This is a genomic window from Acidiphilium sp. AL, assembly GCF_025499445.1.
GTDB classification, from domain to species: domain Bacteria; phylum Pseudomonadota; class Alphaproteobacteria; order Acetobacterales; family Acetobacteraceae; genus Acidiphilium; species Acidiphilium iwatense.
Map to the genome: position 1 here is coordinate 25,934 of NZ_JAIMBZ010000005.1, position 17,137 is coordinate 43,070.

Annotated in this window: 23 protein-coding genes; 7 read left to right on the forward strand and 16 right to left on the reverse strand. The window is 64.1% G+C overall.

Annotation, left to right across the window (positions count from 1 at the left end; all coding sequences use genetic code 11):
* The first annotated feature begins 1 nt into the window (after position 1).
* Positions 2-1,078 carry a GSCFA domain-containing protein gene (locus tag AiwAL_RS05370; protein WP_235702904.1) on the forward strand — a complete coding sequence of 359 codons (1,077 nt, stop codon included), beginning with the start codon at positions 2-4 and terminating at the stop codon, positions 1,076-1,078.
* Between the two features lie 76 nt (positions 1,079-1,154).
* Here AiwAL_RS05370 and AiwAL_RS05375 read toward each other — a convergent pair whose 3' ends face one another.
* The 9 genes from AiwAL_RS05375 to AiwAL_RS05415 form a co-directional block, all read right to left on the reverse strand.
* Positions 1,155-2,081, reverse strand: a complete 927-nt coding sequence (locus AiwAL_RS05375) for an N-acetylmuramic acid 6-phosphate etherase (protein ID WP_262312252.1) — start codon at positions 2,079-2,081, stop codon at positions 1,155-1,157.
* A gap of 10 nt (positions 2,082-2,091) precedes the next feature.
* A complete protein-coding gene (locus tag AiwAL_RS05380) occupies positions 2,092-2,487 on the reverse strand; it encodes a histidine triad nucleotide-binding protein (RefSeq protein ID WP_235702902.1) in 396 nt (131 codons plus the stop codon).
* Positions 2,484-2,951 (reverse strand): phosphoribosyl-ATP diphosphatase, encoded by a 468-nt coding sequence (locus tag AiwAL_RS05385; protein WP_262312253.1) that lies wholly within the window; start codon positions 2,949-2,951, stop codon positions 2,484-2,486. The genes AiwAL_RS05380 and AiwAL_RS05385 overlap by 4 nt, the downstream gene beginning before the upstream one ends.
* A gap of 10 nt (positions 2,952-2,961) precedes the next feature.
* Positions 2,962-3,795, reverse strand: a complete 834-nt coding sequence (gene hisF / locus AiwAL_RS05390) for an imidazole glycerol phosphate synthase subunit HisF (RefSeq protein ID WP_262312254.1) — start codon at positions 3,793-3,795, stop codon at positions 2,962-2,964.
* Positions 3,796-3,808: 13 nt separating this feature from the next.
* A complete protein-coding gene (gene hisA, locus AiwAL_RS05395; protein ID WP_235702899.1) occupies positions 3,809-4,543 on the reverse strand; it encodes a 1-(5-phosphoribosyl)-5-[(5-phosphoribosylamino)methylideneamino]imidazole-4-carboxamide isomerase in 735 nt (244 codons plus the stop codon).
* A 12-nt stretch (positions 4,544-4,555) separates the two neighbouring features.
* A complete protein-coding gene (locus AiwAL_RS05400; RefSeq protein WP_235702898.1) occupies positions 4,556-5,116 on the reverse strand; it encodes a GNAT family N-acetyltransferase in 561 nt (186 codons plus the stop codon).
* Entirely contained in the window at positions 5,113-5,748 is a 636-nt protein-coding gene (gene hisH / locus AiwAL_RS05405; RefSeq protein WP_235702897.1) for an imidazole glycerol phosphate synthase subunit HisH, read from the reverse strand. Before hisH ends, AiwAL_RS05400 begins: the two co-directional genes overlap by 4 nt.
* On the reverse strand, positions 5,745-6,335 hold the full coding sequence (gene hisB / locus AiwAL_RS05410; protein WP_235702896.1) for an imidazoleglycerol-phosphate dehydratase HisB: 591 nt from the start codon (positions 6,333-6,335) through the stop codon (positions 5,745-5,747). The genes hisH and hisB overlap by 4 nt, the downstream gene beginning before the upstream one ends.
* A gap of 245 nt (positions 6,336-6,580) precedes the next feature.
* Positions 6,581-7,492 carry an MFS transporter gene (locus tag AiwAL_RS05415; RefSeq protein ID WP_235702895.1) on the reverse strand — a complete coding sequence of 304 codons (912 nt, stop codon included), beginning with the start codon at positions 7,490-7,492 and terminating at the stop codon, positions 6,581-6,583.
* A gap of 84 nt (positions 7,493-7,576) precedes the next feature.
* Here AiwAL_RS05415 and hslV point away from each other — a divergent pair, with 84 nt between their 5' ends.
* Both hslV and hslU read left to right on the forward strand, forming a co-directional pair.
* Positions 7,577-8,128, forward strand: a complete 552-nt coding sequence (gene hslV / locus AiwAL_RS05420; RefSeq protein WP_235702936.1) for an ATP-dependent protease subunit HslV — start codon at positions 7,577-7,579, stop codon at positions 8,126-8,128.
* Positions 8,125-9,444 carry an ATP-dependent protease ATPase subunit HslU gene (gene hslU, locus AiwAL_RS05425; RefSeq protein WP_407932508.1) on the forward strand — a complete coding sequence of 440 codons (1,320 nt, stop codon included), beginning with the start codon at positions 8,125-8,127 and terminating at the stop codon, positions 9,442-9,444. Before hslV ends, hslU begins: the two co-directional genes overlap by 4 nt.
* 22 nt (positions 9,445-9,466) lie before the next feature.
* Here hslU and AiwAL_RS05430 read toward each other — a convergent pair whose 3' ends face one another.
* From AiwAL_RS05430 to AiwAL_RS05450, 5 genes are read right to left on the reverse strand one after another with little or no spacing between them, the layout of a single operon-like run.
* Positions 9,467-9,754, reverse strand: coding sequence for a 4a-hydroxytetrahydrobiopterin dehydratase (locus AiwAL_RS05430; protein WP_235702894.1), 288 nt, complete (start codon positions 9,752-9,754; stop codon positions 9,467-9,469).
* Positions 9,751-10,377 carry a uracil-DNA glycosylase family protein gene (locus AiwAL_RS05435; RefSeq protein ID WP_235702893.1) on the reverse strand — a complete coding sequence of 209 codons (627 nt, stop codon included), beginning with the start codon at positions 10,375-10,377 and terminating at the stop codon, positions 9,751-9,753. Before AiwAL_RS05435 ends, AiwAL_RS05430 begins: the two co-directional genes overlap by 4 nt.
* Complete coding sequence (locus tag AiwAL_RS05440; RefSeq protein ID WP_235702892.1) at positions 10,331-10,813, reverse strand: copper chaperone PCu(A)C; 483 nt, start codon at positions 10,811-10,813, stop codon at positions 10,331-10,333. The genes AiwAL_RS05435 and AiwAL_RS05440 overlap by 47 nt, the downstream gene beginning before the upstream one ends.
* The gene (locus tag AiwAL_RS05445) at positions 10,810-11,475 is read right to left on the reverse strand and encodes a glutathione S-transferase family protein (RefSeq protein ID WP_235702891.1); all 666 of its coding nucleotides are present in this window, start codon (positions 11,473-11,475) and stop codon (positions 10,810-10,812) included. The genes AiwAL_RS05440 and AiwAL_RS05445 overlap by 4 nt, the downstream gene beginning before the upstream one ends.
* Before the next feature lie 9 nt (positions 11,476-11,484).
* Positions 11,485-12,360, reverse strand: coding sequence for an alpha/beta hydrolase (locus AiwAL_RS05450; protein WP_262312255.1), 876 nt, complete (start codon positions 12,358-12,360; stop codon positions 11,485-11,487).
* A 161-nt stretch (positions 12,361-12,521) separates the two neighbouring features.
* Between AiwAL_RS05450 and AiwAL_RS05455 the strand changes: the two genes are divergently transcribed.
* The 4 genes from AiwAL_RS05455 to AiwAL_RS05470 all read left to right on the forward strand — a co-directional run bounded on the left by AiwAL_RS05455 (position 12,522) and on the right by AiwAL_RS05470 (position 15,671).
* Positions 12,522-12,746, forward strand: a complete 225-nt coding sequence (locus tag AiwAL_RS05455) for a hypothetical protein (RefSeq protein ID WP_235702889.1) — start codon at positions 12,522-12,524, stop codon at positions 12,744-12,746.
* Between the two features lie 116 nt (positions 12,747-12,862).
* On the forward strand, positions 12,863-13,723 hold the full coding sequence (folP, locus tag AiwAL_RS05460; RefSeq protein ID WP_262312256.1) for a dihydropteroate synthase: 861 nt from the start codon (positions 12,863-12,865) through the stop codon (positions 13,721-13,723).
* A gap of 755 nt (positions 13,724-14,478) precedes the next feature.
* Entirely contained in the window at positions 14,479-14,889 is a 411-nt protein-coding gene (locus AiwAL_RS05465) for a hypothetical protein (RefSeq protein WP_262312257.1), read from the forward strand.
* 56 nt (positions 14,890-14,945) lie between these two features.
* Complete coding sequence (locus AiwAL_RS05470) at positions 14,946-15,671, forward strand: hypothetical protein (RefSeq protein ID WP_262312258.1); 726 nt, start codon at positions 14,946-14,948, stop codon at positions 15,669-15,671.
* A gap of 829 nt (positions 15,672-16,500) precedes the next feature.
* Here AiwAL_RS05470 and AiwAL_RS05475 read toward each other — a convergent pair.
* Together AiwAL_RS05475 and AiwAL_RS05480 are read right to left on the reverse strand one after the other, a co-directional pair.
* Positions 16,501-16,791 carry a type II toxin-antitoxin system RelE/ParE family toxin gene (locus AiwAL_RS05475; RefSeq protein ID WP_235702887.1) on the reverse strand — a complete coding sequence of 97 codons (291 nt, stop codon included), beginning with the start codon at positions 16,789-16,791 and terminating at the stop codon, positions 16,501-16,503.
* Positions 16,779-17,051, reverse strand: coding sequence for a CopG family ribbon-helix-helix protein (locus AiwAL_RS05480; RefSeq protein WP_235702886.1), 273 nt, complete (start codon positions 17,049-17,051; stop codon positions 16,779-16,781). Before AiwAL_RS05480 ends, AiwAL_RS05475 begins: the two co-directional genes overlap by 13 nt.
* Between the last annotated feature and the right edge of the window lie 86 nt (positions 17,052-17,137).

A 17,137-nucleotide genomic window follows, 5' to 3' on the forward strand; every position in this document is an offset into this window, starting at 1 on the left:
AATGGGCGATCATCCATACAAGCATCGGCCTGACTATTGCTTTTGGCGGCCCTCGATCGCGGCGACCGACTTCAGGACGGTCGATCCGGTCGTCCGTGGTAAATTCAAACTCGGGAAAAATCACAAAATTGCCACCGCCGGAAGCTGTTTTGCTCAGCACATCGCAAGATATCTGCAAATTGCCGGGTATAATTATTTCGTGGTCGAGCGGCCACACCCGGCGTTCGCCGGATGGTTCACCGATGATTACAATTACGGCACGTTCAGCGCGCGGTTTGGCAATCTTTATACGAGCCGCCAGCTCCTGCAACTTCTGGAACGGGCGTATCAGCTTTTCTGTCCGTTTGAGGATGTCTGGACGAACGAAAGCGGCCGGTTTGTTGATCCGTTTCGCCCGCAAATTCAGCCGGGTGGGTTTTCATCAATCAAGGAACTACAACTCGATCGCAAACAGCATTTTTCGGCGGTTCGAACCATGGTCGAGGAACTCGACGTATTTGTATTCACCCTGGGTCTCACGGAGGCGTGGGTTGGGCGTGACGATGGCGCGGTTCTTCCCCTTTGCCCTGGCGTCGCCGGCGGTATTTTCGATGGAGCGAAGTACGAATATCGAAATTTTTCGGTCAGCGATGTAACGAGCGATCTGCGGAACGCGATAGACTTCATCCAGGACAGAAATCCCCGAGCCCGCTTTATTCTGACCGTGTCTCCGGTGCCTCTTGTCGCCACGATGGAAGACCGAAGCGTTCTTGTTTCAACGGCATATTCAAAAGCGGTGTTGCGCGTGGCGGCCGATGTCGTCGCGAACGAGAGCGACAGCATCGCCTATTTTCCGTCATTCGAAATCATTACCGGGCAACATGCCGGCAACACATATTTCGAACCCGATTTGCGTTCGATCAGGCCGGACGGCGTTGCACACGTCATGGGACTGTTCGCGAAGCATTATCTTGATGATGGTGAAAATTCCGACGAAAAACCGGATTCGGCAATCGACGAGCAGATGGCGAATCATCGGCAGCGCATGACGGATCTCGCGAAACTCATCTGCGAGGAAGAATCCCTGAACCGGCAATAGTTGTTATTTACGAAATTTCGCCGTGATGTGATGCAGGCGATTAGGGTGGCGGAAGCGGCGGCGATTCTGGATTGTGTCAGAAGCCGCGCGGTGGTGCGGTTGCGTTTTGCGTGGGCGAGGCTGGATCGAGGGCGGCGCGGAGGCGGTTCTTGGCATCGGACAGGCGCGCGCGGGCGGATTGGGCGTCAAGGCCGCGGCGGAGCATGATTATGGCGGTTTTCGCTTCGAAGCCGGCGTCGCGCAGGGCGGCCTCAGCGGTTTGGGGATCGCAGTGCGCGATCGCGGCGACGATGCGAATCGCACGGGCGCGCAGCTTGGCGTTGGTCGGCTTGAGATCGACCATGTAGGGGCCGAAGGTCTTGCCGAGGCGGATCATCACGATGGTCGACAGCGCGTTGAGCGCGATTTTCTGGGTGGTGCCGGCGGAAAGCCGGGTCGAGCCGGCGAGAATTTCGGCGCCGGTTTCGACGATCACCGCGATATCGGCTTCATCCGCGATCGGGCCGGGGCTGTTGACGATGCAGCCGGCGAGCGCGCCGCGAGATTTCGCCGCTTCGATCGCAGCGCGGGTGAAGCGCGTGCCGCCCGAGGCGGCGATGCCGACGAGAGCGTCGTTCGGGCCGATATCGTGGCTGGCCAGGATGGCGGCGGGCGCCGCAACATCGTCCTCCGCGCCCTCGACCGCGCCGGCGATTGCTGAATCGCCGCCGGCGACGATCGGGACGATGATGCCGGGCGGCAGCGAGAAGGTGGGGCCGCATTCCACCGCATCGAGCACGGCGAGCCGGCCGGAGGTGCCGGCGCCGGCATAGAACAGCCGGCCGCCGGACGCGAGTTTTTCGAACACCGCGTCGATCAGGGCGGCGAGGGCGGGGGCTGCATCGCGCAACGCGGCCTGGGCGCGAACCTCCTGGTCGAGCATTGCGCCGAGGATGGCGCCGGTGGTCCGGCAATCGAGATCGCCGAGCTCCGCGCGCACGGTTTCGGTCGGCGGCAGGGTCATGGCCGGAAGATCACCGGACCAGCATTGGTCCCAGCGGCCGGCCGGCGAAAAGATGGACGTGGAAATGCGGGACTTCCTGGTGGCTGTCCGGCCCCATATTGGCGAGCAGCCGATAGCCGCTCTCCTCGAAGCCGAGCATGTTCGCGACATGGCCGACGGCGCGGATGAAGCCGGCGATTTCCGCGTCCGGCGCGCCGGCGGAAAAATCGGCGAAGGAGATGTAGGGCGATTTGGGAATCACCAGAACATGGTGCGGCGCCTGCGGGTTGATGTCGTGAAAGGCGAGGCACCATTGGTCTTCATAGACCTTGCGGCAAGGGATTTCGCCGCGCAGGATTCTGGCGAAGATGTTGCTGTCGTCATAGGGCGGTTTGCCGGACACGCCGGGCTTGGGATTGACGGTCATGGGATTTTCCTCGTTTCGGCGATGGCGAGCATGACGGGGCGGGCGGATTTTTCGGCGATGCCGGAAATTCCCTCGCGGCGTTTCAGTTCGGCCCAGACATCCTCGGGGCGCAGGCCGGTGGAGACCCACATCACCAGGAGATGATAGAGCACATCGGCGCTTTCGGCGATCAGCGCGTCCCGGTTGCCGGCGACCGCCTCGATCAGGCATTCGATCGCTTCCTCGCCGAATTTCTGCGCCACCTTGTTGGTGCCGCGCGAGAGCAGGCGGGCGGAATGGCTGATCAGCGGATCGGCCGATTTGCGCGCGATGATGGTGGACCAGAGACGATCGAGCACGCGCGCATCCGGCGCGTCCGGCCTGAGGTGCGGCACCGGCGGCAGGGCTGCCGGCCTGGATTTGCGCGAGGACGCTGCCTTGGTTTTGGTTTTGGTCGCCTTGGGTTTGACGGGCTTTTTCGCCATGAAATTCCTTTCAACGCGCCCTATTGCCGTTTGCGGTGCCCGGAGATGGATTGCTTCGCGGCGCTCGCAATGACGGGCGTGGTGACGGGATCGGGCGGACCGGCAATCCGGCGCCGGCCAGCGCCGCTTTCACCGCGGCGATGGTGAACTGGCCGAAATGGAACACGCTGGCGGCGAGCAGGCCGGTCGCCCCGGCGCGCGCGCCCTCGACGAAATGATCGAGCGTGCCGACGCCGCCGGAGGCGATCACCGGAATGGTGACGGCACCGGTCGCCGCGCGGAGGAGCGGGATATCGAAGCCCTGGCCGGTGCCGTCCCGGTCCATCGAGGTGAGCAGGATTTCGCCGGCGCCGCGCGCGGCCGCCTCGGCGCACCAGGCGATGGCGTCGATCCCGGTGCCGCGCCGCCCGCCATGGGTGAAGATTTCCCAGGTGCCGTTGCCGGTGGCGCGGGCATCGACCGCGACGACCACGCATTGGCTGCCGAATTTGCGCGCCGCCTCGTTGATGAAATCCGGCCTTGCGATGGCGGCGGAATTGATGCTGCATTTATCCGCCCCGGCGAGCAGCAGGCGGCGCATGTCCTCGGTCGTCCTGATGCCGCCGCCGACGGTGAGCGGCAGGAACACGCGCGCGGCGGTGCGCGAGACGACATCGAGAATGGTGTCGCGATTCTCGTGGCTCGCGGTGATGTCCAGGAAGGTCAGTTCGTCGGCGCCCGCCGAATCGTAGACCGAAGCCTGCTCGACCGGGTCGCCGGCATCGCGCAGCGCGACGAAGTTCACGCCCTTCACCACGCGGCCATCCTTCACGTCCAGGCAGGGGATGACGCGCAGCTTCAGCATGGCGGTTTCAGCATCAGGCGGCTTCCGCCAGGGCGGATGCGGCATCGAGGCTGCCGTCGTAGAGCGCGCGGCCGATGATCGCGCCGGTAAGGTTTCTGGTGCGGGCGGCGGCTTCGCGGAGGCGCAGAATATCAGCGATTCCGGCGACGCCGCCGGAGGCGATGACCGGGATGGCAATCGTGTCCGCCAGCGCCTCGGTGGCGGCGAGATTGAGGCCGGCGAGCATGCCGTCGCGCGCGATATCGGTGTGGATGATCGCGGCGATCCCGGTGTCTTCGAGCCGGTGGGCGAGATCGGTCGCGGTGAGGCGCGAGGTTTCCGCCCAGCCCTCGGTCGCGACCATGCCGTCCCGCGCGTCGATGCCGACGACGATGCGGCCGGGGTATCTGGCGCCGGCTGCGCGGACCAGTCCGGGATTTTTGACGGCGGCGCTGCCGAGGATGACGCGGGAAATGCCGAGGGCGAGCCACGCCTCGATCCCCACCATGTCGCGGATACCGCCGCCGAGCTGCACCGGGACAGAGACCGCGCGGAGAATCGCCCGCACCGCATCCCCGTTCACCGGGCGGCCTTCGAAGGCGCCGTCGAGATCGACCACGTGGAGCGCGCGAAATCCTGCCGCCTCGAAGGCGCGCGCCTGCGCCGCCGGGTCTTCGGCGTAGATCGTGGCCTGATCCATCGCGCCGCGCTTCAGCCGCACGCAGGCGCCGTCCTTGAGGTCGATCGCGGGATACAGGGTCAGCGCCATGGGGGACACACCCTACGAGCCCGCTTGCAGCAGCTTGTAGTAGTAATGCCCGGCGACCGTGCGGCCGTCGGCGCGGGCATAGGCCGGATGGGTGCCCCAGCGGATGAAGCCGGCGGCTTCGTAAAGCGCGATCGCCGCAGTCTGGGTTTCCCGGACATCGAGATTGAGCACCTGATAGCCGAGCGACCGGGCGCGGTCTTCCAGCCGGCTCACGATCAGCCGGGCGAGGCCGTGGCCACGCGCATAGGGTGCGACGAAATTATGCATGAGCGTGGCGCCGAACGCCTGCGCCTCGTTGTTGCGCGGCGGGCGGACGAGCTGGGCGGCGCCGTAGATCGTGCCGTCCATCCGCCCGACGAACAGCTCGCGCTCGGGCACCAGGATCACGCCGCGGAAATACTGTTCCAGCGCCGCGCGGCCGGGTGGCTTAAGCCAGCCGAAGCCGCCGCCGTCGATGATCGCGGCGTCGGCCGCTTCGCACAGCGCCTGCATGTCGTCGTCGGCGATCTCGGCGAGGCGATCGACCGCCAGCGTGTCCGGCGGAGGGAGATCCTGGGTTTGGGCTTTGCTCATTGCGGGGTCCAGCGCAGGAAATTGGCGAGAATGGTCAGGCCCACCTCCTGACTCTTTTCGACATGGAACTGGGTACCGGCGCGATTGCCGGAGGCGACCATGGCGACGATTTGCGTTCCATAATCGGTGGTGGCGATGACGTCCTTGGTGTTCGACGCGAGCGCATAGGAGTGAACGAAATAGGCGTGATCGCCGGGCTCGATGCCTTCCAGCAGCGGGTGCGCGCCGGGTGTGAAGGACAGCTCGTTCCAGCCCATATGGGGCAGGCGCAGCCCGTCCGCCGCGATCGGGGCGATGTCGCCCTCGATCCAGCCGAAGCCCTGAGTGATTTCGTGTTCCAGCCCGCGCGCGGCCATGAGTTGCATGCCGACACAGATGCCGAGGAACGGCGCGCCGTTCTCGACCCGGCTGAGCATGGCGTCGCGGAGCCCCGGTTTCGCCGCGAGGCCGCGCGCGCAATCGGCGAAGGCGCCCTGGCCGGGCAGGACGATGCGGTCGGCCCGTGCCACCGCATCCGGTTCGTCGGTGATCGCGATCCGCGCGCCGATGCCGAGCCGCGAGGCCGCGAGTTCGAGCCCGCGTGCGGCGGAGGCGAGGTTGCCGCTGCCATAGTCGATGACCGCGAGATTCACAGCACGCCCTTGGTGGAGGGGACAGCGCCCTGGGCGCGCGGGTCGGGCTCGGCCGCCACGCGGAGCGCGCGCGCAGCGGCCTTGAACGCGGCTTCGGCGACGTGATGGGCATTGCTGCCGGCGCGGCGGGTGAGATGCAGGGCGAAGCCGCCATTCACGGTCAGGGCGCGGAAGAATTCCTCGACAAGCTGGGTGTCCATGTCGCCGAGCATCGGGCGTTCGAACGTCATGTCGAACACCAGGAAGCCGCGCCCGGACAGGTCGATCGCCGCCTCGCACAGCGCCTCGTCCATCGGGGTCGCCGCGAAGCCGAAGCGGGTGATGCCGGATTTGTCGCCCAGCGCCTGGCGGATCGCCTGGCCGAGCACGATGCCGGTGTCCTCGATCGTGTGATGCGCGTCGATATGCAGGTCGCCCTCGGCGCGGACCGCGAGGTCGAGCATGGCGTGGCGGCCGAAGGCGGTGAGCATGTGGTCGAAAAAGCCGATGCCGGTGGCGATTTCGGTGCGGCCGGTGCCGTCGAGATCGAGGGCAAGTTCGATCGCGGTTTCGGAGGTCTTGCGGGTGATCTCTGCGGTGCGGGCCATGGGGGCTGCCTAGCCCAAATCCCCCGCTCCGCCAATGATGCGGAGCCGGTTATCAGGAAATTGACTCAGCAAAACGTAGCGTCAGCTCGTAATGCGGCGCGCGTCTTGTGGCGCGAAGCCCCTGGCGCGGGACGCGCCTTATGGCGCGATGGCGCGGATGCCCCTCCGTTGCGCTTCCAGCGATCCTTCGGATTGCCGGAACCTTGCGCAACTCCGCCCATCCGGCGACTGAGGGCAGTAATGGTTCAATGGTTGATCTGTTCGAGGGCCAAGCCCCTGGTGGAGGGCCCGAGCGCGATCATGACGATGCCGACGATCATCGCGATGCCGATGAACACCGCGACGCCGGGAACGCCGTAATCGGCGAGCAGGATGCCGATCGCGAGACCGGCGAAGGCGGCGGCGATCCGGCTCCAGGAATAGACGAAGCCGACGGCGCGGGCGCGGATGCGCGTGGGGTAAAGCTCGGGCTGGTAGCCGTGATAGGCGAAGGACATCACGTTGGAGGCGAGGGTGAACAGCACGCCGAGCACGATCAGCACCGGCGGCGCGGAGGACTGGGCGAACAGTGCGATCACGATGCCCATCACCAGCAGTCCGCCGATGATCTGGGTCTTGCGTTCCAGCCTGTCGGCGAACAGGGTGCCGAGCAGCGGGCCGAACGGATTGGCGATGGCGATGATGAACGCGTATTCGAGACTCGCGGTGACATGGATGCCGCGATGGATCAGCAGCGTCGGCACCCAGGCGGCGAAGCCGTAGAAGCCGATCACCTGGGCCATGTTGAAGATCGACAGGATGATCGTGCGCTTCAGATAGAGCGGGCCGAAAATCTCGGCGAACGAGCCGGTGCCGGCTTCCTCGGGCGCTGCCGGCTGCGGTGGCGGCAGGGCGATTTTTTTCTCCGCGGCGACTTTCCGCTCGATCTCGGCGACGATTGCCTCCGCCTCGGCGATCCGGCCGTGGCGGGCGAGCCAGCGCGGGCTTTCGGGAATGCCGCGCTGCAGGAACCACACGACCAATGCGCCGATCGAGCCGCGCCGCGATGTCAGCCGATTGCTGTCCAGACATTTTTGCTCCCCGCTTTCGAGTCGCCCGCCAATGGCGAGCAATTTTTCGATCTTTATCGTTAAGCCAGCACCCGCGACGATTGGCAAGGGAATCGATCCCCCGGCCCCGGATTCGGCATCGCAGTCATGCCGCGCTTGCCGGAAGCGTCGGGCGATGCCATCTCCGCGCTCATGACGAATCCGAACGATCCGGTCGGCTGGCATGGCACGACCATTCTCTGTGTGCGGGCGGGCGGCTCGGTCGCCATGGCCGGCGACGGCCAGGTGAGCCTGGGCAATACCGTGGTGAAGGGCAATGCGCGCAAGGTGCGGCGCATCGGCGGCGGCGCGGTGCTCGCCGGGTTCGCCGGCGCCACCGCCGACGCCTTTACCCTGCTCGAACGGCTGGAAGCCAAGCTGGAGCGGTTTCCCAACCAGCTCGAGCGGGCCTGTGTCGAGCTCGCGAAGGACTGGCGGACCGATCGCTATCTGCGCCGGCTGGAGGCGATGATGGCGGTGGCCGATAAAGTGCATTCCTACACGCTGACCGGCAATGGCGACGTGCTGGAGCCGGAGGACGGGATCATCGCGATCGGCTCGGGCGGCAACTACGCGCTCGCCGCCGCCCGCGCGCTGCTCACCGTCGATGGGCTCGCCGCTGAGGAGATCGCCCGCCGCGCAATGGCGATCGCCGGCGACATCTGCATCTACACCAACCATAACGTGATTGTTGAAACCCTGTGATCGACAGCCCCACCTATACCCCGCGCGAAATCGTCTCCGAGCTCGACCGGTTCATCGTCGGCCAGGACGACGCGAAACGCGCCGTCGCCATCGCGCTGCGCAACCGCTGGCGCCGCCAGCAATTGCCGGAAGCCATGCGCGAGGAGGTCGTGCCGAAGAACATCCTGATGATCGGCCCGACCGGCTGCGGCAAGACCGAGATCGCGCGCAGACTGGCGAAGCTCGCGCAGGCGCCGTTCATCAAGGTCGAGGCGACCAAGTTCACCGAAGTCGGCTATGTCGGGCGGGATGTGGAGAGCATCGTGCGCGATCTGGTCGAGGTGTCGATCAACATGCTGCGCGAACTCAACCGCAAGGGCGTGCAGGCGCGCGCCGAACTCGCCGCCGAGGAGCGGCTGGTGACCGCTCTGGTGGGCGAGGGTGCCGCGGCGGAAACCCGCAACCGGTTCCGCCGGATGCTGCGCGACGGCGAACTCGAAGACAAGGAAATCGACATCGAGATCGCCGAAGCCCCCGGCGGGGTGATCGGCCAGATGGATATCCCCGGTATGCCGCCGGGTGGGGCGATCAATCTCGGCGACATGATGAAGTCGATGTTCGGCCGCCAGCAGGGCCGCAAGCGGATGAGCGTGGCGGCGGCGCGACAGGCGCTGAACCGCGAGGAGGCGGACCGGCTGCTCGACACCGAACAGCTCGTCGCCGATGCGCGGTCGCACGCCGAGAATCACGGCATTGTCTTTCTCGACGAGATCGACAAGATCTGCGCCCGCACCGAAGGCGGGTTTCGCGGCGGCGATGTCTCGCGCGAGGGGGTGCAGCGCGATTTGCTGCCGCTGATCGAAGGCACCACGGTTTCGACCAAATACGGGCCGGTGAAGACCGACCACATCCTGTTCATCGCCTCGGGCGCGTTCCATGTGGCGAAGCCGGCGGATCTGCTGCCCGAATTGCAGGGGCGCCTGCCGATCCGCGTCGAGCTGGCGTCGCTGACGCGGGAGGATTTCCGGCGGATTCTGACCGAGCCCGAGCATTCGCTGCTCAAGCAGTATGTCGCGCTGATGGACACCGAGAAGGTCCATCTCGACTTCACCGACGATGCGGTGGATGCGATCGCCACCCTCGCCGCCGATATCAACGACCGGGTCGAGAATATCGGCGCGCGGCGGCTGGCGACCGTGCTGGAGCGGATGCTGGAGGAGATCAGCTTCGCCGCGACCGACAAGGCCGGGGAGAGCATCACGGTGGATGCGTCGCTGGTGCGCGAGAAGGTGGCGCCGCTCGCTGCCAAAGGCGATCTCAGCCGGTTTATCTTGTAGCGCCGGCCGATAGAGAACGCGCTCAGGCGATCAGGTCGATCGCCTCGGCGAGTTTGATGTCGCGCTCGGACAGGCCGCCGGCGTCGTGGGTGGTCAGGGCGATCGAAACCCGGTTCCACACATTCGACCATTCCGGGTGGTGGTCGTGCTTCTCGGCGAGCAAGGCAACGCGGGTCATGAAACCGAATGCTTCGGAAAAATCCCGGAACTTGAACGACCGCTCGATCGCGTCGCGGCCCTTGGCCAGGATCCAGTTCGGCAGAAGATCGACCAGCGCGGCACGCTCGGCCTCGGTCAGCTTGGCGATCATTTTTTTGCTCCTTCAATACTGAGAATCGCGGTAACGGCTTCGCGCAGCGCGGGGATGATCTCCGCCTCGAACCAGGGCCGCCGCGCCGCCCAGGCACGGGTGCGCCAGGACGGATGGGGCAGCGGAAACCGGGCCGGCAGGAAATCCCGGTAGCCGAGCACCCGCGCTTCGAGCCTGCCCTTGCCGAGATAATAGGCCTGGGCGTAGCTACCCACCAGAAGGGTCAGGCGAAGTGCGGGCAGCGCGGCGGAAAACCGCGCCTGCCAGAGCGGCGCGCATTCGGGGCGCGGCGGCGCATCTCCGCCGCGCGGGAGGCGCCCCGGATAGCAGAAGCCGATGGGCAGGATGGCGATTCGGCTGGTGTCGTAGAACGAAGCGCGATCGAGGCCGAGCCAGTCGCGCAGCCGGTCGCCTGACTTGTCGTTCCACGGGATGCCGGTTTCATGAACCCGCGTGCCCGGTGCCTGGCCGACGATCAGCAGACGGGCGGTGGCGGAGGCGCGGACGACCGGCCTTGGCCCGAGGGGAAGTGCAGGGGCGCAGACCGTGCAGGCCCGCGCCTCGGCGATCAGCGCGTCAATCCTTGACGATGGCGCGATGGGCGGGGTGATAGGTTTTTGCATTGTCGGGCTCGACATGCAGATACAGGATCATCTTGCCCGCGCCCAGGAAATCGATGCTGCACGGGATCAGCCCGCTCGCGTAGAAGCGGAACCGGTTCTGTTCGAGCATCAGATGCGCCCCGTCCGGCGCCAGCGTGACGGTCTGGCCGGGCTTGATCCTGATCGCGCCGATCGCCTTGCCGGTGCGGTCGAGCAGAACCGTCCGGTGCGCGACCGGGCAGCTCGTCGAGACCAGGGTATCGGGGGTCAGCCCGTCATTATGGATGGTGAAGAAGCCGGGCGTCGATTTGCCGGCCTCGCGGGTCACGCGGGTCCAGCCCTGGCCGACCGTGATGCCGGGCATGACGTTCGCCGCAGTCTGGGCGAAGGCAGGGGCGGCGAGCGCGGCGAGCGCGGCGAGAACGAGGCCGAAGATGAGATGTTTCAGATGGGTCATGAAATCGTTTCGTATTTCTCGATCTGCCAGGATTCGGGTTCGGTGGCGGCGAGGCGATACCATTCCGCGACCAGCGAATGAGCACGCACTGCCTGCACATAGGCTAGTGCCGGTTTCGAGAGCGGCGGGGCGTAGGTCAGGAAGCGTGACGCCACCGGCGCGAACATCACGTCGGCGCCGGTGAAACCGGCACCGAACAGGAACGGCCCGTTCGCGCCGAAACGCGCGCGGGTTTCGGTCCAGATCGCCTCGATCCGGGCGATATCCGCGAGGCTGCCGTCGTTTTGGCCGTGCCCCGGAAAGGTCCGGCAGCAATTCATCGGCATGGCGAGGCGCAGCTCGCGGAACCCGCTATGCATTTCCGCCGCGATGGCGCGGGCATGGGCGCGGGCGATGCGCTCAGACGGCCAGAGCGCGGGGGCGATCTCGGCGCAGTATTCGAGAATGGCGAGGCTGTCCCAGATTTTGGCGCCGTCATGCTCCAGATAGGGCACGAAACCGGAGGGCGAGACCGCGCGGACTTCCGGCGTGACGCCGCCCTTGAGCGGAATCACCTCGGCCTCGGCGGGAAGGCCGGACAGCCGGACCGCCAGCCAGCCGCGCAGCGACCAGGAGGAATAGCGCCGGTTGCCGATGTAAAGAGTCGCGGGTTCAAGGGTCATGCGCGATGGTTAGCCTGGATTCGCGCGTCCCGCCATATCGCGCCTCTGAGCGAGGCGATCGACCCGCGCCTCCGAGTCCAGCGTGCGGGCGATGAAGCCCGCGATATCGGCCGGAACCGGGGCGGACAGGCCGGGCCAGGCCAGGACCGACAGCAGAATCCTGGTATGGCCCAGCCCCGGATAGATGCGGGTATCGACGGTCGCTCCCGCCGCGCGCAGCCTTTCGGCGAGCTGGGCGGTATTTGCCGGGGATACGCGCCGGTCCTTCGCCCCGGTCAGCAGCAGGCAGGGCGGCGCCGAGGAATCGGCATGGGTGACCGGCTGGGTGTTCGCGAGATCCGGTTCGGGCGCGAAGATTTTCTGGTAGGCGGGGCGGGTGAGCGGCAGGAAATCGTAGGGCCCGGCAAGCCCGATCGCGCCGGCGAGAGAGGCCCGGTCATATCCAGCTTCGGCCAGATAGGCGGGTGCCAGGGCCAGCATCAGCGCGAGATAGGCGCCGGCGGAATGCCCGGCGATGAAAATCGCGCGCGGATCGCCGCCATAGCCGTCGATGTCGCGGGCGATCCAGGCGGTCGCCCGTGCCGCGTCCTGGATGAAAGCGGGGTAGCGCACCGCCGGATAGAGCCGGTAATCGGCGATCGCGACGATCAGGCCGAGCCGGGCCAGGGCGGCGCCGACGAACCGGTATTCCGACCGCTCGCCGCTCTGCCAGGCGCCGCCATAGAAGAAAACCACGACCGGCAGAGCCTGGCGCTGCCGCGTGGGGCGGTAGATGTCGAGCAGGTGGCGCGGATCGGGGCCATAGGCGAGGTCGCGCACGACGCTGGTGCCATAGCGCGGCGCGATGGCGTTCAGCAGGTCGATCCGCGATGGCAACCCGATCATCGCCGCATCATAGGACCGGCATAATTTGCCCGGCAATAGCTGCCGGCACGGCAAGACCGATTTGGCAAATCCCGCTGGAAATCGCGGCATTTCCGCCGCAGCGTGCCTGGCACGATCCCTGCACTGCCCGATGCGCCAACAGCCTGATCGGAGCGGACATCATGATCATTCCCACCCAGGGCGCCGGAGCCCAGCCCATCGCCTATGGCGGCGGCATGAAACCCGCCAGCCAGCCCGGTTTCGGCGCGGCGCTGACCGCGATGCTGGCACAGATGCAGGCGACCGCGCCGGCGCCGGGGCTGGCGGTTCATCAGGCACATAAGCACGGCCATGGCGCCGCGATCGATCATGCCGGAGGGTCGATCGCGCCGCCGAAATTGGGGTAATTTTATCTTTCTGACCGGAACTTTTTCGAGCGTCGTCATCGCGTGACGCGTTTCGCGATGGCGGTCGTGCTGGCAGGCGCATTGGCGGCGGGCGGAAATCCGGCTATCCGCCTTCCATGCCGATCGACGAAGTGCTGTCGCCGCGACGCTGGGCCGGATTCGACCTGTCCCGGCCGCTGGTGATGGGGATTCTCAACGTCACGCCCGACAGTTTTTCCGATGGCGGGCGATTCGCCGTGGCCGAGGCCGCGATCGCCGCCGGACGGGCGATGCGCGAGGCCGGGGCCGACATCGTCGATATCGGCGGCGAGAGCACGCGGCCCGGCGCCGAAGCGGTGACGTCGGAGGAAGAATCGGCGCGGGTCGTGCCGGTGATTCGAGCTTTGGCTGAAGACGGGATCGCGATCTCGATCGACACCCGCAACGCGGCCACGATGGCGGCAGCGCTCGATGCCGGGGCGCGCATCGTCAACGACATCTCCGGGCTGCGGCATGATCCTCGGGCCGCGTCCCTGGTCGCGGCGCGGGGCTGCCCGGTGGTGCTGATGCATATGCGCGGCACCCCGGCGACGATGGGATGCCACGCCCATTACGCCGATCTGGTGCGGGAGGTGATCGATGAACTCGCGCAGCGGCGGGATGCGGCGCTGCAGGCCGGCATCGCGCCCGAGGCGATCGCGCTCGATCCCGGTTTCGGCTTCGCCAAGCAGGGCAAGCAGAATGTGGTTCTGTTCCGTTCGCTCGGCCGGTTTCAGGCACTCGGCCACCCGCTGCTGGTCGGCGTGTCGCGCAAGCGCTTCATCGGCGCGCTCGCGGGCGAGGCCGATCCGGCGCGGCGCGATGCCGGATCGATCGCCGCCGCCCTGTTCGCCGCGAACCGGGGTGCGGCGATCCTGCGCGTTCACGACGTCGCCGGCACCGCCCAGGCCCTGCTTATGTGGCGGGCGCTGGGGGATGAAGCCAGACATTTTGAATGATATTCACCAACGTCCGATCTGCGCCCATCCCCGCCATTCGTGGTCCCGGAAGGTCTATTTAGATGCAGTCACAGGATGGCGTTGCCACACGGGCGCGCTCATGCTCAAGTAGCCATCGCTAACCAGCGAAACTGGAAAATCACCTAATCCGTCCCCATTTTTGGGTACGTAAATTCCAAGGGATTGTTGCTAAATGCGGTCTTCGCACAAGGCCGCCGGTTCAGGTCCATCGGCCACTTGCGTTGGCTACGATTTGGCCATTTAATCAGTGTAGGGGTAACGTTCATTTCTGTTTTGGGAAACTTCCACCGATGACCCAGTTCTCTCCGCTGCTCGGGAGTATGAGGCTTGGTTTGTGACTTGGTCCGCTGATTCCGTGGACTGCGTTGTGTTTATGCCTCCCGTGCCAGGCGCAGTCCCTGACGCACTACAACCTTGGCTCAGGGTGTTTTCCGCCGCCCCCCCGCTCGTACCAGGGGCCTGTTGCGGGGCTTGGTCCCGGTCCTGTCGCACAAGCATTTGGGCCTGTCGGGAATTATACTGCCACGATTACGGCCCAGCCAGGGCGCCTGGAGTTGAAGCTCTCGGCGGGAGCGCCGCCGCGAGAAGGTCAGATAGGCCTTCCTGCACCCCAGGGAAGTCCACCTGTCATAGAAGACGTGCTCCCGGCACTTGAAGCCTTAAACTCGTATGCTGAACAGCTTGTCGTGGGATGCAATCCCGCACGTATTGGACTCGTTTTGAACTTGAGCAGAATGGAGAAATCAGTCCGTGAGGCAGTGGCTAGTTTCCAGAAGAGCTTACCAATCTCGGGGCAGTTTCCGGAGAGCGTAACTGATTTGAGTTTTACTCTCAACCTTCCGCGTACCGTGCCGTTGAGCGACTCAACCAACCCCGTGGTTAATAGGCTTTGCCGATGGAGCGTAGCTCGGCGTCAGTTAATGATGGTTACGATAAATATGGGCGGGGTTACGGCGATTCCCGTATTGACGATGAACGAGTCGTTTGCCTCGACACTTCAGGTTGATATAAACTCAACACCACAAGTAGTTGCTGGAACCATCGCAACCTGGACTCCCGAATTGGCGCGTGAAGTGCTCACAAAAATGAAAACAATAGCCTTACCGATATTCGAAAACGGCTATAATGGGCTGCTGGACTCATGAGTGCCGCAATGCCAACCTTGTTTGACACCTCGTCGTCAACTCCGAAATGGGGGGCCATGGATAAAAGTGTCGGATCGAGTGGCGATGATATGCTTTCGGATTGGCGCCCCCGCTTTGACACGGCTGCAAATCCTCAAATTTTAGCCGAGTGGGTTCGGCGCCTTAACCTGCCCGGCGCAGAGCAAGTGCAGGGTCTCCCACAAGCGTATTTTACATCTCATGAATCAATTTCGAGTTCCGCTACGACAATAGAAATTAATGTCTCCAACGGCATTAGCATGTCGTCATCCGAATTTATCAGGATAATCCAAAATAAGACATACGTAACTGTCAGTTGTTCGTCCCGCGCCCTTGTAGACGATTTGACACTCCCAGATTTCAACATGGCTTGGTCAGAGGCGTCCGATGCAACAACGCCATTTGCGATCTTTCGGGCTAAAATCTGCGCTTGGTCACGGCTTGAGATTGATTGGGACGGCGAGGACGGGGTAGTTCCGTCGAGCGTTGTTATCACTCATGCGCTGGACTTTATTGACGTTCTAGAGAAGTCATGGATGCCAGTCCCCTCCATCTATATCGCTGGTGACGGAGAAGTGGGCTTTCGTTGGACGAACAATAACGCACGCGCCTCTGTCTCGTTCTTGGACGATGGTCATATTGTGGGGTTCTGTCCCGAATATTGTGGACTACCTGCTGTAGAGGTCGATACCCCTTACATTTCATCGCAGCCGAATCCTCTTGTCACGCGGCTCTTGGCTTCGATACGAGTCCGCTTCGGCTAACCATGTGCTGGACCTGTCGCTCGGATAAACTGTCGCGCTGTAAGGGCGAATTTGGTGCGGTGGGTGCAGACGAGATGCTGGCTCGTCTTATTCACTCAAAAAACTACCCTGAACCTATCTCGAAGGAGTTCGAATGGGTTAGACGCTCCCATCTATTTCCAGATTCTAGACGGCCTATTGATAACACCTGTGGAAACTCAGACGGTGTATCTGTAGATCGCGTGATTAACTTAACAGACGATGACATTTGGCAAAGAAGTTGCGCCCTGATTAGCGGGAAATCCGATAGGCAGCCCAAAGGGGCACTTCTCGCGTTAGCATCTAAGCTTCGTGATACAACTCTTGAAGGCCTAACGCTTGAGCAGCTTGTTTACATCTATGACGACCCGAAGCCGGGCAATCCCCAACACTCAGTGATTCGGGGGAATGATTAAATTTCGCGTCCACGACAAGACGAACTTCGGTCGCGCGTAAGCGACGCGTTCCAAAGGCTCAGTAGCAGTCCGTCTGACCCATAAGTTTTGTTTTTTGGTTGCCCCCATACTGCCCAATAATCGAAGTACTGTACCCTGGTTGAAGCCTGGGGTCTCGTGTCGCTTACTCCTGGTCAATAGCTTAGCCATTGGGCCTGACCGTCTGCTTATCGCTGTTGCCCACTCCAAACCGGCCATTCCGCTTCGGCCCGTTCCTGCCCTTCGGCCCCCGATCAGAGGGGTGTCCGAGAGGGGACGAAACCTAATGTAAACCGTGCCACACCCCGCCGATTGGGTGGTTTTGCGGTAGGTCGACGAATCTCATCCGTGCTCGCATTCTGAGCACAGCGGGCACTTCAGTAGCCGGCTTCCTTCTGGTGACGAACCGCCAGGATGGCGGCGGTTTCCCCGTCGAAGCGGTACAGGACGACGTAGCCGCTATCGCCGAAGTCAATCAGCCATTCCCGGAACTCCGGTTCCATGTCTTCGATGGGGCGGCCGATCTGCGGCTGGTGCGCCAGAATTTTTGCTCCGGCCCGGATCGCCCTTACGGCGCGGCGTGCCGCCTCGGCATTCCTGGAAGCCAGAAAGCGGTAGAGCCGTTGAACGTCAGCCAGGGCCGGCGGCGTCCAGATCAGCCGTGGCACTTAGGGGGTTCCGCATCCTCGCTGGCTTCCAATTTCGCCAGCCACGCATCGGCTTCGTCGAGCGTCAGATGCCGGCCGTCGGCCCGATAGTCGTTCCAGGCGCGCAGCGCATCCTCCTTGACCGTTTCGCGCTGTTCCTCGCGTTCGACATATTGCCGGATCGCTTCGCGCATGATCCAGTGCGCCGATCTCCGGCGCAGGCCGGCAAGGTGCTGGACCCGGTTTTTCAGTTCGTCGCCGATCTTGACGGATGTGGCCATGGCTCGCTCGATATCGAAAAGTATTACCTTTCGATACTATAGTGTTGTCAAACGTTGTTGTCCATCTGGCACCGCACGATTCGGGT